The organism is Marinilabilia salmonicolor JCM 21150, from assembly GCF_000259075.1.
Taxonomy (GTDB): Bacteria; Bacteroidota; Bacteroidia; order Bacteroidales; family Marinilabiliaceae; genus Marinilabilia; species Marinilabilia salmonicolor.
In genome coordinates this window covers 71,626-90,936 of sequence record NZ_AJKI01000002.1, presented here as the reverse complement: position 1 = coordinate 90,936, position 19,311 = coordinate 71,626, and the positions used below count along the sequence as shown (strand labels likewise).

The 19,311-nt window shown below is 44.1% G+C and carries 17 protein-coding genes; 4 read left to right on the top strand and 13 right to left on the bottom strand.

What is annotated here, in order from left to right:
• Positions 1–83: 83 nt before the first annotated feature.
• Positions 84–920: an MBL fold metallo-hydrolase gene (locus W7W_RS0100970; protein ID WP_010662007.1), complete on the top strand. Its 837-nt coding sequence runs from the start codon at positions 84–86 to the stop codon at positions 918–920.
• Positions 921–925: 5 nt separating this feature from the next.
• Here W7W_RS0100970 and W7W_RS0100965 read toward each other — a convergent pair whose 3' ends face one another.
• The 7 genes from W7W_RS0100965 to W7W_RS0100935 all read right to left on the bottom strand — a co-directional run bounded on the left by W7W_RS0100965 (position 926) and on the right by W7W_RS0100935 (position 7,627).
• A complete protein-coding gene (locus W7W_RS0100965) occupies positions 926–1,417 on the bottom strand; it encodes a dihydrofolate reductase (protein WP_010662006.1) in 492 nt (163 codons plus the stop codon).
• Between the two features lie 135 nt (positions 1,418–1,552).
• Complete coding sequence (locus W7W_RS0100960; protein ID WP_010662005.1) at positions 1,553–2,347, bottom strand: thymidylate synthase; 795 nt, start codon at positions 2,345–2,347, stop codon at positions 1,553–1,555.
• Between the two features lie 85 nt (positions 2,348–2,432).
• Positions 2,433–3,551, bottom strand: a complete 1,119-nt coding sequence (locus W7W_RS0100955) for an endonuclease/exonuclease/phosphatase family protein (RefSeq protein WP_010662004.1) — start codon at positions 3,549–3,551, stop codon at positions 2,433–2,435.
• 12 nt (positions 3,552–3,563) lie between these two features.
• Positions 3,564–4,457, bottom strand: coding sequence for a rhomboid family intramembrane serine protease (locus W7W_RS0100950; RefSeq protein ID WP_010662003.1), 894 nt, complete (start codon positions 4,455–4,457; stop codon positions 3,564–3,566).
• 8 nt (positions 4,458–4,465) lie between these two features.
• The gene (locus tag W7W_RS0100945) at positions 4,466–5,299 is read right to left on the bottom strand and encodes a rhomboid family intramembrane serine protease (RefSeq protein ID WP_010662002.1); all 834 of its coding nucleotides are present in this window, start codon (positions 5,297–5,299) and stop codon (positions 4,466–4,468) included.
• Between the two features lie 75 nt (positions 5,300–5,374).
• Positions 5,375–7,252 (bottom strand): DNA mismatch repair endonuclease MutL, encoded by a 1,878-nt coding sequence (mutL, locus tag W7W_RS0100940; protein ID WP_010662001.1) that lies wholly within the window; start codon positions 7,250–7,252, stop codon positions 5,375–5,377.
• Positions 7,253–7,297: 45 nt separating this feature from the next.
• Entirely contained in the window at positions 7,298–7,627 is a 330-nt protein-coding gene (locus tag W7W_RS0100935) for a hypothetical protein (RefSeq protein ID WP_010662000.1), read from the bottom strand.
• A 186-nt stretch (positions 7,628–7,813) separates the two neighbouring features.
• Between W7W_RS0100935 and W7W_RS0100930 the strand changes: the two genes are divergently transcribed.
• Positions 7,814–9,352 (top strand): YifB family Mg chelatase-like AAA ATPase, encoded by a 1,539-nt coding sequence (locus tag W7W_RS0100930; protein WP_010661999.1) that lies wholly within the window; start codon positions 7,814–7,816, stop codon positions 9,350–9,352.
• Between the two features lie 98 nt (positions 9,353–9,450).
• A complete protein-coding gene (locus W7W_RS0100925; protein ID WP_010661998.1) occupies positions 9,451–10,125 on the top strand; it encodes an inorganic pyrophosphatase in 675 nt (224 codons plus the stop codon).
• Positions 10,126–10,177: 52 nt separating this feature from the next.
• Here the strand turns inward: W7W_RS0100925 and W7W_RS22695 are convergent, their stop codons facing one another.
• On the bottom strand, positions 10,178–12,022 hold the full coding sequence (locus tag W7W_RS22695; protein WP_010661997.1) for a methyl-accepting chemotaxis protein: 1,845 nt from the start codon (positions 12,020–12,022) through the stop codon (positions 10,178–10,180).
• A gap of 194 nt (positions 12,023–12,216) precedes the next feature.
• Here W7W_RS22695 and W7W_RS0100910 point away from each other — a divergent pair, with 194 nt between their 5' ends.
• A complete protein-coding gene (locus W7W_RS0100910; RefSeq protein WP_010661996.1) occupies positions 12,217–12,885 on the top strand; it encodes a 2-C-methyl-D-erythritol 4-phosphate cytidylyltransferase in 669 nt (222 codons plus the stop codon).
• An 86-nt stretch (positions 12,886–12,971) separates the two neighbouring features.
• On the opposite strand, the gene W7W_RS0100905 is transcribed toward W7W_RS0100910, so the two are convergent.
• The 5 genes from W7W_RS0100905 to W7W_RS0100885 form a co-directional block, all read right to left on the bottom strand.
• Positions 12,972–14,057: a 3-oxoacyl-ACP synthase III family protein gene (locus tag W7W_RS0100905; protein ID WP_010661995.1), complete on the bottom strand. Its 1,086-nt coding sequence runs from the start codon at positions 14,055–14,057 to the stop codon at positions 12,972–12,974.
• Between the two features lie 20 nt (positions 14,058–14,077).
• Complete coding sequence (locus W7W_RS0100900) at positions 14,078–14,833, bottom strand: UDP-2,3-diacylglucosamine diphosphatase (protein ID WP_010661994.1); 756 nt, start codon at positions 14,831–14,833, stop codon at positions 14,078–14,080.
• 420 nt (positions 14,834–15,253) lie between these two features.
• On the bottom strand, positions 15,254–16,423 hold the full coding sequence (locus tag W7W_RS0100895) for an AhpC/TSA family protein (protein WP_010661993.1): 1,170 nt from the start codon (positions 16,421–16,423) through the stop codon (positions 15,254–15,256).
• Positions 16,424–16,552: 129 nt separating this feature from the next.
• Positions 16,553–17,620, bottom strand: coding sequence for a 3-isopropylmalate dehydrogenase (gene leuB / locus W7W_RS0100890; protein WP_010661992.1), 1,068 nt, complete (start codon positions 17,618–17,620; stop codon positions 16,553–16,555).
• A gap of 82 nt (positions 17,621–17,702) precedes the next feature.
• A complete protein-coding gene (locus W7W_RS0100885) occupies positions 17,703–19,247 on the bottom strand; it encodes an alpha-isopropylmalate synthase regulatory domain-containing protein (RefSeq protein ID WP_010661991.1) in 1,545 nt (514 codons plus the stop codon).
• Positions 19,248–19,311: the final 64 nt, after the last annotated feature.

The window sequence follows — 19,311 nt, the reverse complement described above, 5'->3', positions numbered from 1 at the left end:
CTGTTTACACCTTACTTTTTTTATGGATATGGCACGCTATGGGATGTCATCAATATACTTCTGTATTTAAAATTTTATGTGTTATGGAATCATCAGTAATAGAAATCATTACATTGGTCGAAAATCTTGCTTATCAGCAGGGGACCAAGGGGGAACACGGACTTTCATTTGTTGTGCGAACCGGAGGCAGGCAAATCTTATTTGATACGGGGCAGAGTGATTTGCTGGTGCACAATGCCAGGAGAATGAATGTGGATTTATCGGCCATTGATGCGGTAGTCATCAGTCACGGCCATTATGACCATACGGGAGGCCTCCCTGCTTTTTTTGAATTAAATGATCATGCACCGGTTTGGTTGAAGTCGAAAGCATTTGATGAAAAAATGTCTAAGAGCACCGGTACGCCTCGTTTTATAGGGCTGGATCCTGATGTTGCTGAACGTTACAGAAGTCGTTTTCGGACCGTTGATGAAATCACGGAGGTTGCCCCCGGCTTAAAGATTGTTCCTGATATTGGGAGTTATTATGGATTTGAGCAACCGTCACAATCTATGCTCATAAAGCACGGAAAAACATTAAGTGCCGATCTCTTTGAGGATGAGCTTTTTATGGTTTTTGAGCATTCGGAAAAGCTGGTTGTTTTTGCCGGATGTGCACATCGGGGGATAGGTAATATTTGTCGTTCGGCCATGAATCTAACCGGACGGAATCATATTCAACTGGTTTTGGGCGGGACTCACCTAAAGGGGGCCTCCAGAGGGAGGATCTCAAAAACGGTAGATGCTTTTAAAGACCTGCAGGTGGAACATTTCGGACTTTGTCATTGTACCGGGTTGCCTGCTTTTATGGAGTTTTCCCGTGTTTTTGAGGAGAAAGTGCGTTATGCTCATGTGGCTTCCCGTTTCGAGCCATTTGATTAGTCTTTTTATTTTCTCCGATAATTGATGTATGAATAGTGAAGCCCGTTTTTGGGGTCTTCAAACGGGCCTTCTTTGCTTTCGACACCCCATTTTTCAGAACTGATTTCCGGGAACCAGGTATCTATTTCATCAAACCGGTGGTGAATAAGGGTAAGAATTATCTTGTCGGCAAGGGGAAAGAATATCTGGTAGATTTCACCTCCGCCGATCACAAATACTTTTTCATCCGGACGGACCACTTCTTTTAAATTATGTGGATCGGAAATCACATCACACCCCTGAACTGAAAAGTCAGGATTCCGGGAGATTACGATATTGCGCCTGTTTGGCAATGCTCCTTTTGGAAGTGCTTCAAAGGTTTTTCGCCCCATCACAATGGTATTACCTGTGGTTATTGCTTTAAAGCGTTTTAAATCAGCACTGATAAAAGCCGGTTGATCTCCGTCTATCCCGATCCCGTTGTTCTCGTCAGCCGCTACAATAAGTGATATTTTCATTTTTGGGGTTTCTTTTTACAAAATTCTCGAAAATTATGGGGCAATGATATGAATCACAGACTTCTTCTAATAGAAGCTTTGCGTCATTCCGTTTTTGCGTTTAGGCATTATTTTAACAGAACAATTTTTTGGCCATTAAACTGAAATCTGTCCTTTGATGTGTGGATGCGGATCGTAATCGCTCAGCTGAAAATCATCATATTTGAATCCGTCAATATCTTTTACTTCTGGATTGATGGTCATTGTGGGCAGATGTTTGGGGGAACGCGTAAGCTGCAGTTTTACCTGATCGATGTGGTTGAGGTAAATGTGGGCATCGCCCAATGTATGAACAAAGTCGCCGGGTTCCAGATTGGTGACCTGAGCCATCATCCTTGTGAGTAATGCATACGAGGCAATGTTGAAAGGTACTCCAAGGAATATGTCTGCACTTCGCTGGTATAGCTGGCAGCTCAGTTTCCCGTCAGCCACATAAAACTGAAATAATATATGGCAGGGAGGAAGCTGCATCTCATTCAACTGGCCAACGTTCCATGCGCTTACAATGTGTCTGCGTGAATCCGGATTTTTTTTGATGGAATCAATGACTTGTTCAAGTTGATCAATATGTCCGCCATGAGCATCGGGCCAGGAACGCCACTGATAACCGTAGATGGGACCCAGTTCTCCATCCTCTTTTGCCCATTCATTCCATATCCTGACTCCGTTTTCCTGAAGATATTTCACATTGGTGCTTCCTTGAATAAACCATAAGAGTTCGTGTATTATCGACTTCAGGTGAAGCTTTTTGGTGGTAAGCAGGGGGAATCCTTCCTGCAGATCAAATCGCATCTGATGTCCGAAAACGCTGATAGTGCCCGTTCCTGTGCGGTCCTCTTTTTTAACACCTTCGTCAAGCACCCGTTGCAGTAATTCTTTGTATTGTCTCATGGTTAATCGTTGTTTTTTCAAAATTAAATAAGGGCCCGGCTTTGTCCTGGTAAAACAGGCTTTATGCTTCCTGAGTTCTCAGGAGTCAGGGCTCCCGGGCGGTTTGGTTTTCGGCTTCAAGTTCTATGATCGTTGATATTGGATAATGGTCTGAAAAATCAGTTTTATGTCTTTTAAAGCCATACGAGTTAAACGATGGTGCGTGAAAGATGTAATCAATCCGCAGCGATGGGAGCCTTCCGTTGTAAGTTCCTCCAAAACCTCTCCCCGATTCTCTGAAGGCATCTTTCAGGTTTCCGCGCATAGTACGATAAACATATGAAATGGGGGTGTCATTAAAATCTCCGCAGACAACCACCGGATAAGGGGAATTTTTAATATGTCGGGATAAAATTTCTGCCTGTGAAGATCTCTGAAGAAATGCTCTGGACATTTTATTGACAATTTCTTTTATGCCCTGACGTTGTTCCTCATCCATTTCAAATTTCAGGCTGTCAATGACGTTGAAATCATTCTCTTTAAATCCGATTGATTCCAAATGATTATTGAAAACCCGTATTACTTTCCCATCCATATTGATGTCGGAAAATATGGCCATATTTCTGCTTTCCCCAAAAGGAAGTGAGCCCTTGTTGATGATGGGGAATTTGGAAAATGTGGCAATCCCGTATCCTGTACCACGACCATTGTCAAACCGGTATTCGATGTGGCGGTAGCCCAGCGATCTGAACCGGGCTTTGGTTTGATTGGGGTGAAAGCCTTCTTTTTTATTGGAGGTAAAGTATTCCTGAAAGCATATGATATCAGGGTTCTCTTCACGGATAAAGTCATAAATGCTTTCCGGTGTTTCCTTCATTCCGGACCATTCATAGTAGTCGAACATTCTGGTGTTGAACGACATGACCTTTACAGGAGTGTTTAGGTTTCCGGACGCTTTTTCTCCCGATAAACGAAAAACATTGTTCCATTGGTTCCAGCTCAGTGCCAGGACAAGCAGGGGAATAATTAGCCGGGGGCTTTTCCGGGCAATGTGAACTATAAGAACCAATAAGTTAATAAGCCAAAGGGCCGGGAAGAGAAAACCTAGCAATGCCAGCACATGAATTCTGACAGGACTGATGTAAATAACAGCCATGGAGGTCATTAGGCCAATGGCCAGAATGAGGGTGACAATTAATGATATGGAACGGAATAGACGTTTCAATTTAGTGAAAATTTAATTTTTATCCTGACTGGCATTGAAAAGCATTTGTTTTTCTTCTTTGCTCAGACTGTCGTATCCACTGTTTTTAATTTTTTCCAGAATCCGGTCCAGTTCTTTTTGTCGTCTTTGTTTCATAGCGTTATACTCCATGTCGCTCATCGGACGGCTGTGGGTAACCCGAAGATTTGATTTGCGCTTAAACAGGTTTCCTGATTGGGTTGCCATTTTATCGAAGAAGTTTCCGGTAATTCTGCCTTCCGACAGTTTCCATCCGTAATAAAGTCCGATGAGGGCACCTCCAATATGGGCCAGATGACCTCCTGTATTAGCCATGCCGGGAATACTTATCAGGTCAATCACAAAAGCCCCCAGTGCCAGGTATTTTAACTTAACAGGGCCGATCAGAAAAAGGTAAACACTGAAATTTGGGCGGATACGTGCCACTGCAAACAGAATGGCCATTACCGAAGCTGATGCTCCCAACAGAGAGGACGACCCTCCCTGTGGATGGAAGGCCGGGAGGAAATTGAATGAGATGATATAAAGGGCAGCACCGGAAAGTCCTCCCCATATATATATGGTCAGGAGCTTGCGTACATCCACCAACTGGGCAAATAATCGTCCGAACCACCAGAGGTAGAGTAGGTTGAACAATATATGGAAGAAATCATAATGCAAAAACATATAGGTGAAGAGCGACCAGGGCCTGATAAGCAGCAACAGGGGGTCTGATGGAACAGACAGCCAGTTAATCATAATGCTTGCATAAGCCATGTCCAAACCTGTAAGCAACAATATCAGCTGCAACAGTTTAATGACTACAAATACACCTGTATTGATGTATATCAGTCTGGTCAGCGTGGATCCCTGACGAAAAGATTCTTTTATTTCTGTCCAGATACTCATACTGCAAATTAATAATAAAATCCTTTATTCTTCCAGTATTTTATGAGAATGAAGCCGAAAAGCATTCCCCCAAGGTGGGCCCAGTGGGCAACATTGTCCATGCTGAAGTTCTGTACGCCCATAAAGAGCTCTATGGCTCCGTAAATTATGACAAAATACTTGGCTTTGATGGGGATCGGGGGAAATAATAACATCAGCTGGGTATTGGGAAACAGCATTCCGAAAGCCAGCAATATGCCGAATACCGAACCTGAGGCACCCACAGTAACAAAACTGTTGAGATACAGGTCCCGGTATTTCACCATGTATTCATTTACTATGGCCTGCAGGTTCTCCGGATTTTCGTTGATCAGCCGTGTAAATTCATTGTTTATTGCCGCAGGGAGTGCTTTGTTCAAAAACGATTTGAGCGCCTGAGGAGAGGCATTGTTCATGTCATGTGCAATGGCATCCAGCATAGGTGCCACTTCGATGTATTGTGTAAGAATATGAATCAACGCTGCTCCGACACCTGTTACCATGTAGTAAAGAAGAAAGCGCTTGGGTCCCCAGACCGTTTCCAGCATTCGGCCAAACATAAACAGGGCAAACATATTGAAGAACAGGTGAGCGAAGATGATCCCCGTGGTTGGGGAGTAATAGGCATGTAAAAACATGTAGGTGACAAACTGAGCCGGGTTAAATGCCTCTGCTGTGGGCAGGTGTAATCCCAGATATCGTTCAATTTGTATTCCGAAGGTGCTGAACAAAACCAGACTCGCCACATAAAAAAGGACGTTGATGATGATCAGGTTCTTCACAACGGGGGTTAACCCACCAAATGGGGATGTTCCTATACTCATTTTTCTGTTTTAAAAAGTGTGTAAATGGCTGTTCCAAATTCAATGCAAGTCATAAAAATCTGTCAGCCTGTCGTTTTAGCGAAATCGTTTTTCCATTTCTTCGTTGTCCAGAATTGAAAAAACTGTTTTCCCGCCGGGGGTGAAATTGGGTGCCGAGCAAAGAAATAACTTATTTATCAATTCCGCCATTTCCGGCTGTGTTAAAAATTCTCCCGGTCGCATACAGGCATTTTGAGCCATAATAGTGGCCAGTTGTTCTTTTATTTCGTTCTCAGATTCAACTTCCCCGCTCTTAAAAGCCTCTAAAATAGCATCAATTAGTCGGGGCGCATTCATGTTTTTGATGAAAGAAGGCTGGCCGGTGACTGCAAAGGTACGGTTGCTTTTTTCCTTCAGCTCAAACCCAAAAACTCTCAGATCGGCTTGAATGTCTCTAAGCAGAATGGCGTCTTCTTCATTAAATGAAATTTCTTCGGGGAAAAGGGATTGTTGTGAAACCGATGCTCTTGCCTGAATGTTTTTTAGAAAATCTTCGAACAGTATCCGTTCATGTGCCCGGCGCTGATCAATAATCATAATGCCCGACTTCACAGAGGTTATAATGTATTTGTTCTTTATCTGGAAATAGAGCGCTCCGGTTCCATTCTTTTCTGATGAGGGGTCTGATGGAATTGTCTGTTGCTCCGGATCTTCTTCATTATTTTCTTTTGACGGGAGAATGATTGTTTCCGGTTCCTCATCTCTCCAGTCGTCATCTCCGGAAGTTTCAAAACCTTCGTAGAGTGATTCCCAATTGGATGAGACGGGAGTTGCCCGATGTGTAGAGGCCGATTGTGGCTTCTCCATGTCAAAAGGGTTGTAGTCGGGGTTGATGCTCACCGAAGGTACCGAAACCGGGTCGTCTTTCCGGAAGGTGGGAATGGATATTTCATCGGTCTGATCAAAGTCGATGGATGGCACCATGTTAAACTTTCCCAGCGATTCGCGCACTGCGGCGCTGACTATCTTCCATACCGAACGTTCGTCTTCAAATTTTATTTCTGTTTTGGTAGGATGAATGTTCACATCGATCAGCGACGGGTCGGTCTCAAAAAACAGAAAGTAGGGAGGACAATGTTCTGCCTGGACCAGGTTTTCGTAGGCTACCGTCACTGCTTTATGCAGGTAGGGGCTTTTCATAAACCGGTTGTTGACAAAGAAAAACTGATCGCCCATTGTCTTTCGTGCAATTTGTGGCTTTCCGATAAATCCGTAAATGTTTACCAGTGAGGTTTCGGTTTCCACGGGTATCATTTGAGCGCTGCTTTGCTTTCCCATGACATCGTTGATGCGTTGCAATAATTTTCCGGCAGGAAGCCTGAAGAGCAGCTGTTCGTTGTGCGTCAGGGAAAAAGCAACGTCGGGATTGGCCAGTGCAATGCGCTGAAATTCATTGACAATGTGACGCATTTCGGTGGCCGTTGTTTTCAGAAATCTGCGACGGGCAGGAACATTAAAAAAGAGATTTTTAATCATGAAATTACTCCCGGGACTGCAGGTCACAGGTTCTTGTATCTCCACCTGCGATCCGGAGATGAGGATTCTGGTGCCGAGTTCCTGCTCGTGAGGTCTGGTTTTTAGCTCCACCTGTGCAACAGCGGCGATAGATGCCAGCGCTTCTCCACGAAAGCCCATGGTGCGGATGGCAAACAGGTCATTGGCTTCCCTGATTTTTGAAGTGGCATGTCGCTCAAAAGCCATTCGGGCATCTGTTTCACTCATCCCGCAACCGTTGTCGATAATTTGTACCAGGGTGCGGCCGGCATCTTTTACAATAATCTTGATTTCGCTGCTTCCTGCATCCACCGCATTTTCAACCAGCTCTTTAATGATCGAGGCAGGACGCTGAATTACCTCTCCGGCAGCTATCTGATTGGCTACCGAATCGGGGAGTAATTGAATGATATCTGACATTGGCCTTTCGCTTCTTCTTTCTTGATTCAGTTTTGGTTCAGTGGTTTACATCATAAACTGGCTGTACCATTCCGAGGCTGCATTCAGAAGGTAATAGAATATTATCATGAGTAATACGAGGATAATGATCAGTCGGATGTTGGATTTCTTTCGCTCACTGCGGCCCACTTCAAAATGAGATTTGATGCGTCTGCGCATTCCTCCTCTGATCCTCTCTTTGTAGGCACGCTCATCACTTTGCTCTTCCACCTCTACGCCCATTTCCTGTTTGATCCGTCGCAACCGCTCTTCCCTTTCCTCCTTTTCCGGGTTGTAGTATATGGGATCGTACTGAAACTTCCGGTGTTGCGGTATTTTAAAAAAGGTAATTCTCATAATCCTCCATTTAGATATACAAAAGTAATAAATCCCCCGTTTCTTTCAGCTTTTTTGTCTTATTCTCTTACGGTTCTCTTTTGTAAGCTGTTTAATTCTTCTTTTGTTTTGTAAGGTAAACGCTGTGAGTACTTTACTTGTTTAGATTTTTTGTTTAAATTGGGGTTCTGAACCAAACCCGAAATTATGTTAGTTAAAACTTTTGGTGCCGCCGTTACCGGCATTGATGCCATTACCATTACCATCGAAGTGAATGTCACCCGAGGTATCCGTTTCTTTCTTGTAGGACTTCCCGACAATGCTGTAAAAGAGAGCCAGCAACGTATCGAATCAGTTTTTAAAGAGCTTGGACATAAATGGCCCGGCAAACGAATTGTCGTGAATATGGCTCCGGCTGACACCCGCAAGGAGGGCTCTGCATATGATCTCCCCATTGCGGTTGGAGTACTGGCTGCTGATGAGCAGATTATTGGCAATCGTATTTCCGATTTTATGCTGATGGGCGAATTGTCGCTGGATGGTTCGGTGCATCCCATAAAAGGAGCTTTACCCATTGCTCTTAAAGCCCGGTCGGATGGGTTTAAAGGGTTTATTGTTCCCAAAAAGAATGCCAGAGAGGCTGCCGTTGTGAAGGGATTAGATGTTTACGGAGTGGAATCCTTCAATGAAGTGGTGGATTTTCTTACCGGACGTTTGGACCTAAAGCCAGAAGTGGTGGATACGGAAGCCGAATTTTTGAAGGAACAGTCACGAAGTGAGATTGATTTTGCAGATGTAAAAGGACAGGAAAGTGTAAAAAGAGCTCTTGAAGTCGCTGCTGCGGGCGGGCATAACATAATAATGGTTGGTAGTCCGGGTTCCGGAAAATCTATGCTGGCCAAACGAATACCGACTATTTTGCCTCCTTTATCACTGGATGAAGCTCTTGAAACCACCAAGATTCATTCTGTGGCCGGAAAACTCAGCGGAAATACCTCTTTGCTTACCCGTCGTCCTTTTCGCAGTCCGCATCATTCAATCTCAGATATAGCACTTGTTGGCGGGGGTTCTTACCCTCAGCCGGGTGAGATTTCGTTGTCGCACAACGGGGTTCTTTTTCTGGATGAATTGCCTGAGTTTAAAAGGTCGGTGCTGGAAGTGATGCGTCAGCCACTTGAAGACCGGACCATTTCCATCTCACGGGCCCGTTTTACGGTTGATTATCCCGCCAGTTTTATGATGGTGGCCAGTATGAATCCCTGCCCCTGTGGGTTTTATAATCATCCGGAGAAACAATGTGTTTGTGCCGGAGGAGTGGTGCAGAAGTATCTCAGCCGTATCTCCGGACCTTTGCTCGATCGCATCGATATCCATATAGAGGTAGTACCAGTTCCGTTTGAAAAGCTGGACGGACAAAAACCTGCCGAGAGTAGTGAATTGGTTCGCCAACGGGTAATAAAAGCGCGTAGAATACAGTCTGAGCGTTTTAAGAAATTCCCTGATGTACATTGCAATGCCCAGATGAATACCAAACTCCTGGCACGGTTTGCTGCACCCGATGAGGGAGGGCGGGGTATTTTGAAAAACGCCATGGAAAAACTGGATTTCTCAGCACGTGCTTATGACCGAATTCTTAAAGTGGCGAGGACCATCGCCGATCTGGAAGGAACTGAGAAAGTTGAAGCATATCATGTAGCTGAGGCGGTGCAATATCGTAATCTTGACCGCGCCGGATGGGCCGGTTAATCGGAAATAATGCTTTTCTTTGCAACAAATGAAAAGGATTATTGGTTACTTGTTTAGGAATGAACTAATTTATGACTAAAAAGAAAAAAGATCGCATTATGTCAGCTAACAGCTTAATGGATCCTATCGGAAGGCTTATGGGACTTAGATATAAATCGCACCCCTGGCATGGGATTGACATCGGGGATAAAGCTCCCGATATTTTGAATTGTTTTATTGAGGTGGTTCCTACGGATACCATCAAATACGAAATTGATAAAGTAAGCGGATATCTGCGTATTGACAGGCCGCAGAAATATTCTAATGTTAGTCCTACTTTGTATGGATTTATTCCTCAGACTTATTGTGGAAAAAATGTAGGTAATTTTTGTAGCGAAAAAACCGGGAAGAAGGATATTAACGGGGACGGCGATCCTTTGGATATTTGTGTGCTGACAGAGAAAGATATCACGCACGGAGATATTATTGCCGAAGTGATTCCGATCGGGGGGCTAAGAATGATTGACGGAAATAAGGCGGATGACAAAATTATCTCTGTTTTGAAAGGAGATGTTGTTTATGGAGATTTCACCGATATTTCGGATCTTCCCGAGTTGGTTATCCGGCGACTTAAACACTACTTTCTGACTTACAAGGACATGCCAGGCATGAACCGGGAGTCAGAAATTACCCATATTTACAATGCCGAAGAAGCAAGAAAGATTATTAAGCTGGCCGGCATTGATTATGAAGCACGGTTTGAGAATCTGAGAAATGCTTTGAGTAATTATTAACAACAAAAAAAAGCCGCAAAAAGCGGCTTTTTTTGTTGTTATCAGTTTTGTTTTACTTCTGGTCAATGCTGAAATAACTAATGGCTTTTCGAAGATTTTCAATTTCTTCTGAAAACTCATGAGCCATTCCATTGATGTTTTCGGATGTTTGTGCGTTCATTTGCGAAACCTTATCCAGTTCCATCAGGGCATTATTGATTTGTGTGGCGCCTGCATCCTGCTCTTTAGATGCAGATGCTATTTCGAGCACAAGTTCGTTGGATTTGTTGATTTTAGGTAACAAATCGACAAATATCTGCATGGCATTCCGGGCGTTATCTACACTGTTGGTTGACAACTGATTGATCTTGGAAGCATTTACCCGGCTTCGTTCTGCAAGCTTTCTCACCTCTGCAGCTACCACTGCAAATCCACGTCCCTGCTCTCCTGCTCTGGCTGCTTCAATGGCTGCGTTAAGTGAAAGGATATTTGTCTGACGGGCTACATCTTCGATGAGAACAACGCTTTCGTAAATGTTCTCGATTGCTTTCACGGCTTCCCTGAGGATCTTTTCTCCGTTCTGGGCATCTCCGGCAGCTTCCGAAACCAGTCTTTCCGTTTGTCGTGCATTGTCTGCATTCTGACTGATGTTAGAACTCATCTGTTGCATGGATGCGGATAACTCCTCAGTGGAACTGGCTTGTTCGGTGGCGCTTTCCGAGAGTGAAGCCGCTGAATTGTTCATCTCTTCACTACCCACATGCACAGTCTCTGCTGCATTCATGGCCTGATGAATCATCTTTGATATCTCATCTTTCATGGCACCAAATGCATTGGCCAACTGCCCCAACTCGTCTTTACGTGCTGCAAAGGAGCCTCGGATGGTTCCTGTCAGGTTCCCGTCGGCAAACTGTCTTGCCAGTGAAGAAATCTCCACCAAAGGTGCAGTAATATTTCCGGCAAGCCACAAAACCACAAATATGGTGATGGTAAGAAATATAATACTCAGAATGATGCTGGTGGTTTTAATGGGTTGAATGATGGCCAGCAATTCTGTGGTGGGAGCCACCAATATGGTGGTTAATCCGGTGTTTCCAACCGGCATGGATACCATCTCGTAGGTTTCTCCATTGAATTCATGACCAGTGGACATAACGGACTCCTCTTTTCCAATCAATTGATTTGTCAGTTCAGGTGTCAGGATTGCAGAGATGTTGCTGTTTATCTCCCCTTCATCTCCTGAAATAAGGATTTTCCCGTTTGGATCCACCATCCACATCAGACTGTTTTCGGTGATTTTTTTGCTGTTGAAAACATCTACAATGGCCGTGGGATTAACTCCGACACCTGCAATACCTACCGGATTTTCGGGGTTACCCATCAGAACATTGTAAAAAAACAGAGTCTGATTCAATTCTGCGTTGTAATCGTAACTCAGGGCACTCTTCTGTCCTGATTCCAGAGAATGAAAAAACCAGGAATCGTCCTCATCACCGGGATCAACGGTGTCGATTAATTTGAAGTTTTCTGTGTAATAGTTGCCGGTAAATTTGTTGACAGCAAATGAAGATGGATATCCCATTTTTTCGGCAAACATATCAATTTTGCTTAATGCCAACTGCCCGAGTGTTGTATCTTCTTCAGATGACTGAAACCACTTGATAAGCAGCGGGTCATCGGCCAGAGCCATGGAGGTTTCCATGCCCTTTTCCAGTTGCGTTCTTAGGTCGCTTTGTGCCGCCTGAACAAATGCCGTAAGCTGTTTTTCTCGGACATCTTCCAGCAACGTGCTTTTGACTGTGGAGTAACTGATGACTGATTGGATGATAATGATCGCTGCAATCAGGATTCCGAATGAAACCAATAACTGGTCTCTTAATCGCTTAAAGCGATTGAGTGAAGTAAAATTTAAACCCATAATAACCCATGTTCAAAAAATTGTACAGAAACGCTTACGATATTTCCTTTTTAGGGTTTGATTCTTTTTTCTTTTTTAAGTTTTTGTTGTTTTTTATCACAATAAATCAAAGAGTTGGGTTGTCTGAAGTGCCGATTAAATAAGGGAATTTCCCAGGGATTGGTTATATTTGTTCTTATTGTTAAAAAGTTGATATGTTAGAGAGGTCGGTAATCATAGTAGCTGGAGGTAGAGGCCTTCGTATGGGGCAGGATATTCCAAAACAGTTTATTCCTGTTGGAGGACGGCCGGTGTTGATGCATACGATGGAACAGTTTTACGGCTATAATGAATCAATGGAGATAATTTTAGTCTTGCCCGAAGATCAGTTTTCCTATTGGAAAGCGCTTTGTCGTAAATATGATTTTCAAGTGCGTCATCAACTTATACGCGGAGGCGAAACCCGTTACCACAGTGTAAAGAACGGATTGGATGCTGTTTCCGGACAAATGGTTGCTGTGCATGATGGGGTGCGCCCGTTTGTTACTCCTGAAACTATTGAACGCTGTTTTCATACGGCACAAAAATACGGCGCCGTCATTCCGGTGGTGGAGTTGGTTGATTCTATTCGTAAAGTGGATGGAAACAATAGTGAAATGCGTCCCAGATATGCCTACAGAAGTATTCAGACACCTCAGGTCTTCCGGACCTCTGTTTTGAAGAAAGCATACGAATTGCCTTTTAGCCCTGATTTTACTGATGATGCTTCCGTAGTGGAGGCTGCCGGCTATGAAATTACATTGGTTGAGGGAAACCGGGAGAATGTGAAAATTACCACACCGTTCGATCTGGTGGTGGCTGAAGCATTTCTGAAAGGCAGATAGAGAAGCTCTCTGCCTGCTATTCAGAAATTATAAGCTAATTACAATTTTAACTGTTGACTACTTTCTAAAAACTACTGACTATTTTCTCAGGGCATCTTATACATAAAAGCATTGATGTTCATCCCCGCCCCTACAGAGGTCATTATTACATAGTCTCCTGACTTGAGTGAATGTCCTTCCATCTGGTTTTTTGTTACCAGATCGTAAAGGGTCGGAACCGTGGCGACACTGCTGTTCCCGAGGGTGCGTATTGTCATGGGCATGGTGCTGAAATCAGCCTCCTTTTCGCCGTACAATCTGAAGATGCGTTTAAGAATCGCCTCATCCATCTTTGCATTGGCCTGGTGAATGAGTACTTTGCTGACATCCTTAAGGGTAAGATTGTTTATCTCAAGACATTCCTGTGCAACCAGAGGAACGTATGTCAACCCGTAATTGTAAACTTTCCGTCCCAGCATCTTTACGTATTTTTGATCGTGTCTCAACTCCTGATTGTAGGAATCTCCCATCATTAAAAGATCCAGATGTTCTTCGGTATCTGTACGGGTAACGTGCTTCAGCATCCCGACAGGTTCATCGCTTTCCACAGCTTCCAGTATTACCGCACCGGCACCATCAGCAAAAATCATCGAATCACGGTCATGTGGATCCATGGCACGGCTGAGGGTGTCGGCCCCTATGACAAGAGCGCTTTTTGCATCTCCTGATTTGAGATAATAGTTTGCCTGAATCATTGCCTGTGTCCACCCCGGGCAGCCGAAAGTCATATCGTAGGCTACAGCTTTATGACTTTTTATGCCCAGTTTTTTCTTGACACGTGATGCCAGTGTGGGCATGATGTCGGGGTAGAGACTGCCACTTTTCATATCTCCCAGGTTGTGGGCGATGATGATGTAATCCAGTTTCTCCCGGTCGAAACCGGCATCTTCGAGTGCCTTTTCTGCAGCAATGGCAGCGATATCAGAAGTGGTATATTTTTCTTCTGCAATTCGCCGTTCAGAGATATCGGTGATTTGTTCAAATTTTTCTGCTATTTCCTCACCGGGGGTTTCTATTCTGGTACCGTCTTCATTGTAAAACGATTGAGCCACAAATTTTTTGTTTGGAACAACCACCGGGGGCAGATAGCTTCCCGATCCGGTGATGACCGAATATAGATTTTTGGTATTCATGATGTTTTGTAATTGGTTGATTATCCTTGATAGTATTTCAGTTCCAGCGTTTCACCGTCCCATTGAGCGTACGAAAAGTGGTGCACCCAGTCGCCCAGATAGCATACTCTGCTGTTTTCTGCAATTTTTAGGTTGATGGCCACATGACGGTGACCGAAGATAAAATAGTCGAAGTGATTTTCTTTTAGGATGTTTTTGGCAAATTTTATGAGCCATTCGTTTTCTTCACCCTGAAATTTTGCCGTTTCAGATTCCTGATTGTTTTCTCTGCTTTTGCGACTCCAGAAGTTGGCGATGCCGACACCCAGATCCGGATGCAGCCAACTGAAAAGTTTTTGGGCAATCCGGTTGGTGAACAGTGCTTTTAATCTTTTGTATGCTTTCTCATCCGGAGTGAGACCGTCGCCATGAGCCAGAAAGAATTTCTTCCCGTCAATAAGCGGTAAATAGGGCTCCTTGTGTACGATGACTCCTGTCTCGCGGGGCAGATAATCGAATATCCAAATGTCGTGGTTGCCGGTAAAAAAGTGGACAGGAATCCCGCTGTCTGTCAATTCACACAGCTTTCCCAGGAATCGGGTGTGCCCTTGTGGTACCACGTGTTTGTACTCAAACCAGAAATCAAAGATATCACCCATGAGATAAACCTCGCGGGCATCAGCTTTGATTTGGTCAAGCCATGCCACAAATCGCATTTCATGTTCACGATGATTGCTGATGGTGGGGGCACCCAAATGGGCATCCGAGGCAAAGTATATTTTCTTTTTCTGCTCCAAAACCGGAATTTCCGTTTTTTATTTCAGTGGACAAAGATATCTGTTTTTAATTTGATTCACCAAAAAAATGCTAAGATCCGGTTGCTTGTGGATTAGCGGAATAATTTGGTCGAAAAGGCGAACACTGGAGAAAGCGCTTGAACAGTGATGCTTTTTTTCTCAAATCCGCTTTCCCGGCTTGTTGGACCAACAATTTCCCGATGGCGAAGAATCCCCGATGGTCATAATACCGTCTGAAATTTGCATCAAATGCATTATATGGCTTGGTAAGTAGGGGCCCAATCTGCTTAATTTTTTTATTCGACGTTACTAGCAGAGTTTACACACTTCTTGATAGAAAGTTGAGTTCTGTAACGGGGGTCGTCAGACCATCGGTGTCAGATTTAGGACAAGCCTATTAGAAACAAATTGCAATAAGAACTATAGTGCTTCTTTAATCTTTTCCTCCAGTAAGTGCCCGAATAGATTTTTACCAATGATGTCACCCTCTCTGCTGATGAGGTAGTTGGCGGGCAATTGGTTAATGTTGTAAATACGTGCAGGAAAAGAGTCGGTATAGCGTAAATCACTCACGTTGATCCAGGGCAATTCGTCTTTGACAACAGCGTTTTCCCACAGTATTTTACTTCTGTCAAGGGAAACCTGATAAATCTCAAAACCCTGATCTTTATATTGTTGATATACCTTCTTCATGTGATCGTTGGCACGTCGTGAGGCTTCGTCCCAAGAGGCCCAGAATGACAGAAGAACAACTTTTCCTTTTAGTGAGGATAGAGCAATTTCATCTCCATGTATATTCTTTTCTTTGATTTCAGGAATGGTTTCTTCAGCATTTTCCTGAAGTTCCTGTGTGATTCTTTGTCTCCGTTCCTGAGCTTTGGCACTTAGCACATAATTGTAAAGTTGTTTAACTCTTGGCGACTCGGGATACATGAGATTAAGGCTGGTCGCAATGGTGGCGAAATAGACCTGTTCTTTCTTGTCCATTACATTCAGCACCATGGTATTGTCGCTCAATCTTTGGAAAAGCGCATAATAACTGGCAAATGAGCGGGGATTGTCCATGACAAACGAGCCTATGAAGTTTTTATGCTCATCCAAAGCAATCAGGAGCTGTTGGCCAATTTCATTTTTTCGTTGGGTGCTTCCCTGGTCAGGTAATGAGTCGTAAACTTCAAGAAGACTATCCACATTGCCTCTAAGTGTTTTCAACCTTTCATTGAGTATTTGTACTTTTTTTGATTCAATGGACCCTTCCAACCGGTAGGAATTTTCAAGATTCCTGGCATCGGCTGTAACTGTTACATGTTCTGTGGAATCCAACAGAAGAGTAATAAAATTATTATCTGACAATTTGAGCTTGAAAAAAGTGGGGATAGCCAATTTTTCGCCATGAAAGGAAAAGCTTCCGTCCTCATCCAGGGAAACACTGTCAATGGCCAGATCTCTGTCGAGTTGCATTTTTTCCAGCACCAGAGTTCGGTCATTGCCGTTGGCGATGGTTCCCTTTATTCGGTAGTTGTCGCTGTAACAGCCCGAAAGCGTCAGGATGAAAAAAGCTATTGAAAGAATGTTGATAAAAGGTCTCATTGGCTCTATTGTAAACTTCATTTAAATTAAGGGAATCAAAGATAAAGCTATTTTTTTATTTTGACATAAAAAAACCGGTATCTGTACGACACCGGTTTTTATCATTGCGTTTGGTTTTTGGGCTCTGATTTACATTTTCTTGATGTATTCTGCAATCCAGTCGCCTACGTCTGAAGTGGAAATTGCGTTTTCCTTATCCAGATCTTCGGTAACTTTTCCCTGTTCCAGAGATGCATCTACGGCTTTCCGGATCATCTGGGCTTCTTCCTTCAGGTCAAATGCCGATTCGAGCATCAATGCTCCTGAAAGGATTGTTGCCAGCGGGTTGGCAATGTTTTTGCCTGCTGCCTGCGGGTAGGATCCGTGTATGGGCTCAAATACCGAAGTATGCAATCCGATGGAAGCCGAGGGGAGCAGTCCTAAAGACCCGGTGATAACACTTGCTTCATCAGTGAGGATGTCTCCGAACATATTCTCGGTTACCATTACATCGAAGCGCTTAGGCCACTGAATAAGTTGCATGGCAGCATTGTCCACAAACATGTACTCCACTTCAACTTCCGGGTAATCGGGGGCAATGGCCTGAACGGTTTCGCGCCACAGACGTGAAGTCGCCAATACATTGGCTTTATCTACGACTGTCAGTTTTTTAAGACGTTTCATGGCAAAGTCGAAGGCAAGTCGTGTAATACGATCAATTTCCTCGGTGGTATAAACACTGGTGTCGTAGGCTGTTTTTCCGTCTTCAGAGCGACCTTGCGGACGTCCGAAGTAGATGCCGCCTGTAAGCTCACGTATAGCTACAAAATCTGCTCCTTCGACCAAATCGGCCCGCAATGGGGATTTGTGAAGCAGTGACGGAAACGTGGCTACGGGCCGAATGTTGGCATATAAACCAAGCTTTTTACGCATGGCAAGCAGTCCCTGTTCGGGGCGCACTTTTGCCTTGGGGTCATTGTCGTACTTGGGGTCACCAATGGCGCCAAACAGAACGGCATCTGATTTCATACAAAGTTCATGTGTCTCATCCGGATAAGGGTTTCCGGTTTTATCGATGGCCGTAGCACCAACAAGCCCTTCGGTATATACGGCTTCATGTCCTTTTTTTGTAAATACGGCATTCAGGGCTTTTTTTGCCTGTTCCACAATTTCCGGCCCGATTCCGTCTCCGGGCAATACAGCAATGTTTAACTTCATTTGGTGTGTTGTTATACATTCTCAGCCAAGACTGAGAGGTGTGATTAAAAAGTGAATTTTGTTCTGTCGTAACTTCGGCAGGTTATTTTCCATTGATAACCATTCCGTGTTCTTTATTTTCTATGATGTTGAGCATTCTGAGGGTAGCCTTGATGGCCGCCTCTGTCTGGTCGGCATCCAACCCTCTGGTCTTAAATTCCTGGCTTTTGTATTCCCAGGTAATTACGGTTTCTACCAAAGCATCTGTTTTTCCTCCCGGAGGGATGGAAACTTCATAATCAGAAAGCACAGGGTGTTCTTTGCCAAGTTTTTCATAAATAAGCCACAATGCTTTCATGAATGCGTCGTACTGTCCGTCTCCTACCGAGGTTTCGTTGTAGGTTTCTTTGTTTATCTGGAGACTGACGGTGGCAACCGGTTTCAACCCCTGAACTAAAGACAGATGGTAGTTTTTCAGCTTGATGCGTTTTACCACCTGTTCGGTTTTCAAAACATCGGAAATGATATAGGGTAAATCTTCCGGAGTTACATTTTCTTTTTTGTCACCCAGTTCAATAACACGTTTTGTTACCTTTTTCATGTCTTCAGGACCGAGTTCAATTCCCAAATCTTCCAGATTCTTCTTGATATTGGCTTTTCCCGAAGTCTTCCCCAGCGCATAACGACGCACCCGTCCAAAGCGTTCCGGAAGAAGGTTGTTGAAGTAGAGATTATCTTTATTGTCTCCATCTGCATGAACACCGCTGCATTGAGTGAATACATTCTCGCCGGTAAGCGGTTTGTTGGCAGGAATCCGTACCCCCGAAAACGTCTCCACCATTGAGGATATTTTCGTGAGTTTACTTTCTTCAATTTGAGTTTTTACTTTCAGGTGATCATTCATCACCCCGATAATACTTGCCAGCGGTGCATTCCCAGCTCTTTCTCCCAGACCGTTAACTGTTGTGTGGATGCCCTTTACGCCTGCTTTGATTGCGTAATAGACATTTGCCACAGCCAGATCGTAGTCGTTATGGGAGTGGTAGTCGAAATGAACATCCGGAAATTTGTCGGTCATGGACTTACAAAATGCATAAGTCTGGTCGGGATTAAGAATTCCCAGGGTATCGGGCAACATGATCCGGCCAACACTGGTTCTGGACAAACCATTGACCATATACTCCACATATTCCGGCGAATTCAACATGCCGTTGGACCAGTCCTCGAGATACACATTGACAGTAATTCCCCTTTTTCCAGCTTCAATAATGACTTTTTCAATATCTTCGAGATGCTGTTCTTTGGTTTTTCGAAGTTGCCCGGTCAGGTGCTTTAAGGATCCTTTGGTGAGCAGATTCAACACTTTTCCTCCGGCTTCCTGAATCCAGGCCAGAGAAATATTGTTGTCCACAAAACCCAGTACTTCTATGCGCTCCAGGCAATTGTGCGATTCAGCCCATTTGGTAAGACGTTTGACAGCCTTTAACTCACCGTCGGAAACCCTGGCAGAGGCAACTTCAATGCGGTCAACCTTTACCTCCTCCAGCAACAATCTGGCAATGGCCAGTTTCTCAGCATCGTTGAATGACACCCCCGTTGTTTGCTCCCCATCCCTGAGGGTGGTATCCATCACTTCTATGGTTCTCATCGGCTTTTGTTGGTAACCCCAACCACCGAAAAAAATCAATGGTTGGGGAAGGTTTGTATTCTTA

Coding starts and splice junctions, on each gene's coding strand:
- W7W_RS0100910 (WP_010661996.1), top strand. CDS start 12,217: ATGTTAGAGAGGTCGGTAATCATAGTAGCTGGAGGTAGAGGCCTTCGT.
- W7W_RS0100935 (WP_010662000.1), bottom strand. CDS start 7,627: ATGAGAATTACCTTTTTTAAAATACCGCAACACCGGAAGTTTCAGTAC.
- W7W_RS0100895 (WP_010661993.1), bottom strand. CDS start 16,423: ATGAGACCTTTTATCAACATTCTTTCAATAGCTTTTTTCATCCTGACG.
- mutL (WP_010662001.1), bottom strand. CDS start 7,252: ATGTCAGATATCATTCAATTACTCCCCGATTCGGTAGCCAATCAGATA.
- W7W_RS0100950 (WP_010662003.1), bottom strand. CDS start 4,457: ATGAGTATCTGGACAGAAATAAAAGAATCTTTTCGTCAGGGATCCACG.
- W7W_RS0100925 (WP_010661998.1), top strand. CDS start 9,451: ATGTCAGCTAACAGCTTAATGGATCCTATCGGAAGGCTTATGGGACTT.
- W7W_RS0100965 (WP_010662006.1), bottom strand. CDS start 1,417: ATGAAAATATCACTTATTGTAGCGGCTGACGAGAACAACGGGATCGGG.
- W7W_RS0100970 (WP_010662007.1), top strand. CDS start 84: ATGGAATCATCAGTAATAGAAATCATTACATTGGTCGAAAATCTTGCT.
- leuB (WP_010661992.1), bottom strand. CDS start 17,620: ATGAAGTTAAACATTGCTGTATTGCCCGGAGACGGAATCGGGCCGGAA.
- W7W_RS0100945 (WP_010662002.1), bottom strand. CDS start 5,299: ATGAGTATAGGAACATCCCCATTTGGTGGGTTAACCCCCGTTGTGAAG.
- W7W_RS0100885 (WP_010661991.1), bottom strand. CDS start 19,247: ATGAGAACCATAGAAGTGATGGATACCACCCTCAGGGATGGGGAGCAA.
- W7W_RS22695 (WP_010661997.1), bottom strand. CDS start 12,022: ATGGGTTTAAATTTTACTTCACTCAATCGCTTTAAGCGATTAAGAGAC.
- W7W_RS0100905 (WP_010661995.1), bottom strand. CDS start 14,057: ATGAATACCAAAAATCTATATTCGGTCATCACCGGATCGGGAAGCTAT.
- W7W_RS0100930 (WP_010661999.1), top strand. CDS start 7,814: ATGTTAGTTAAAACTTTTGGTGCCGCCGTTACCGGCATTGATGCCATT.
- W7W_RS0100960 (WP_010662005.1), bottom strand. CDS start 2,347: ATGAGACAATACAAAGAATTACTGCAACGGGTGCTTGACGAAGGTGTT.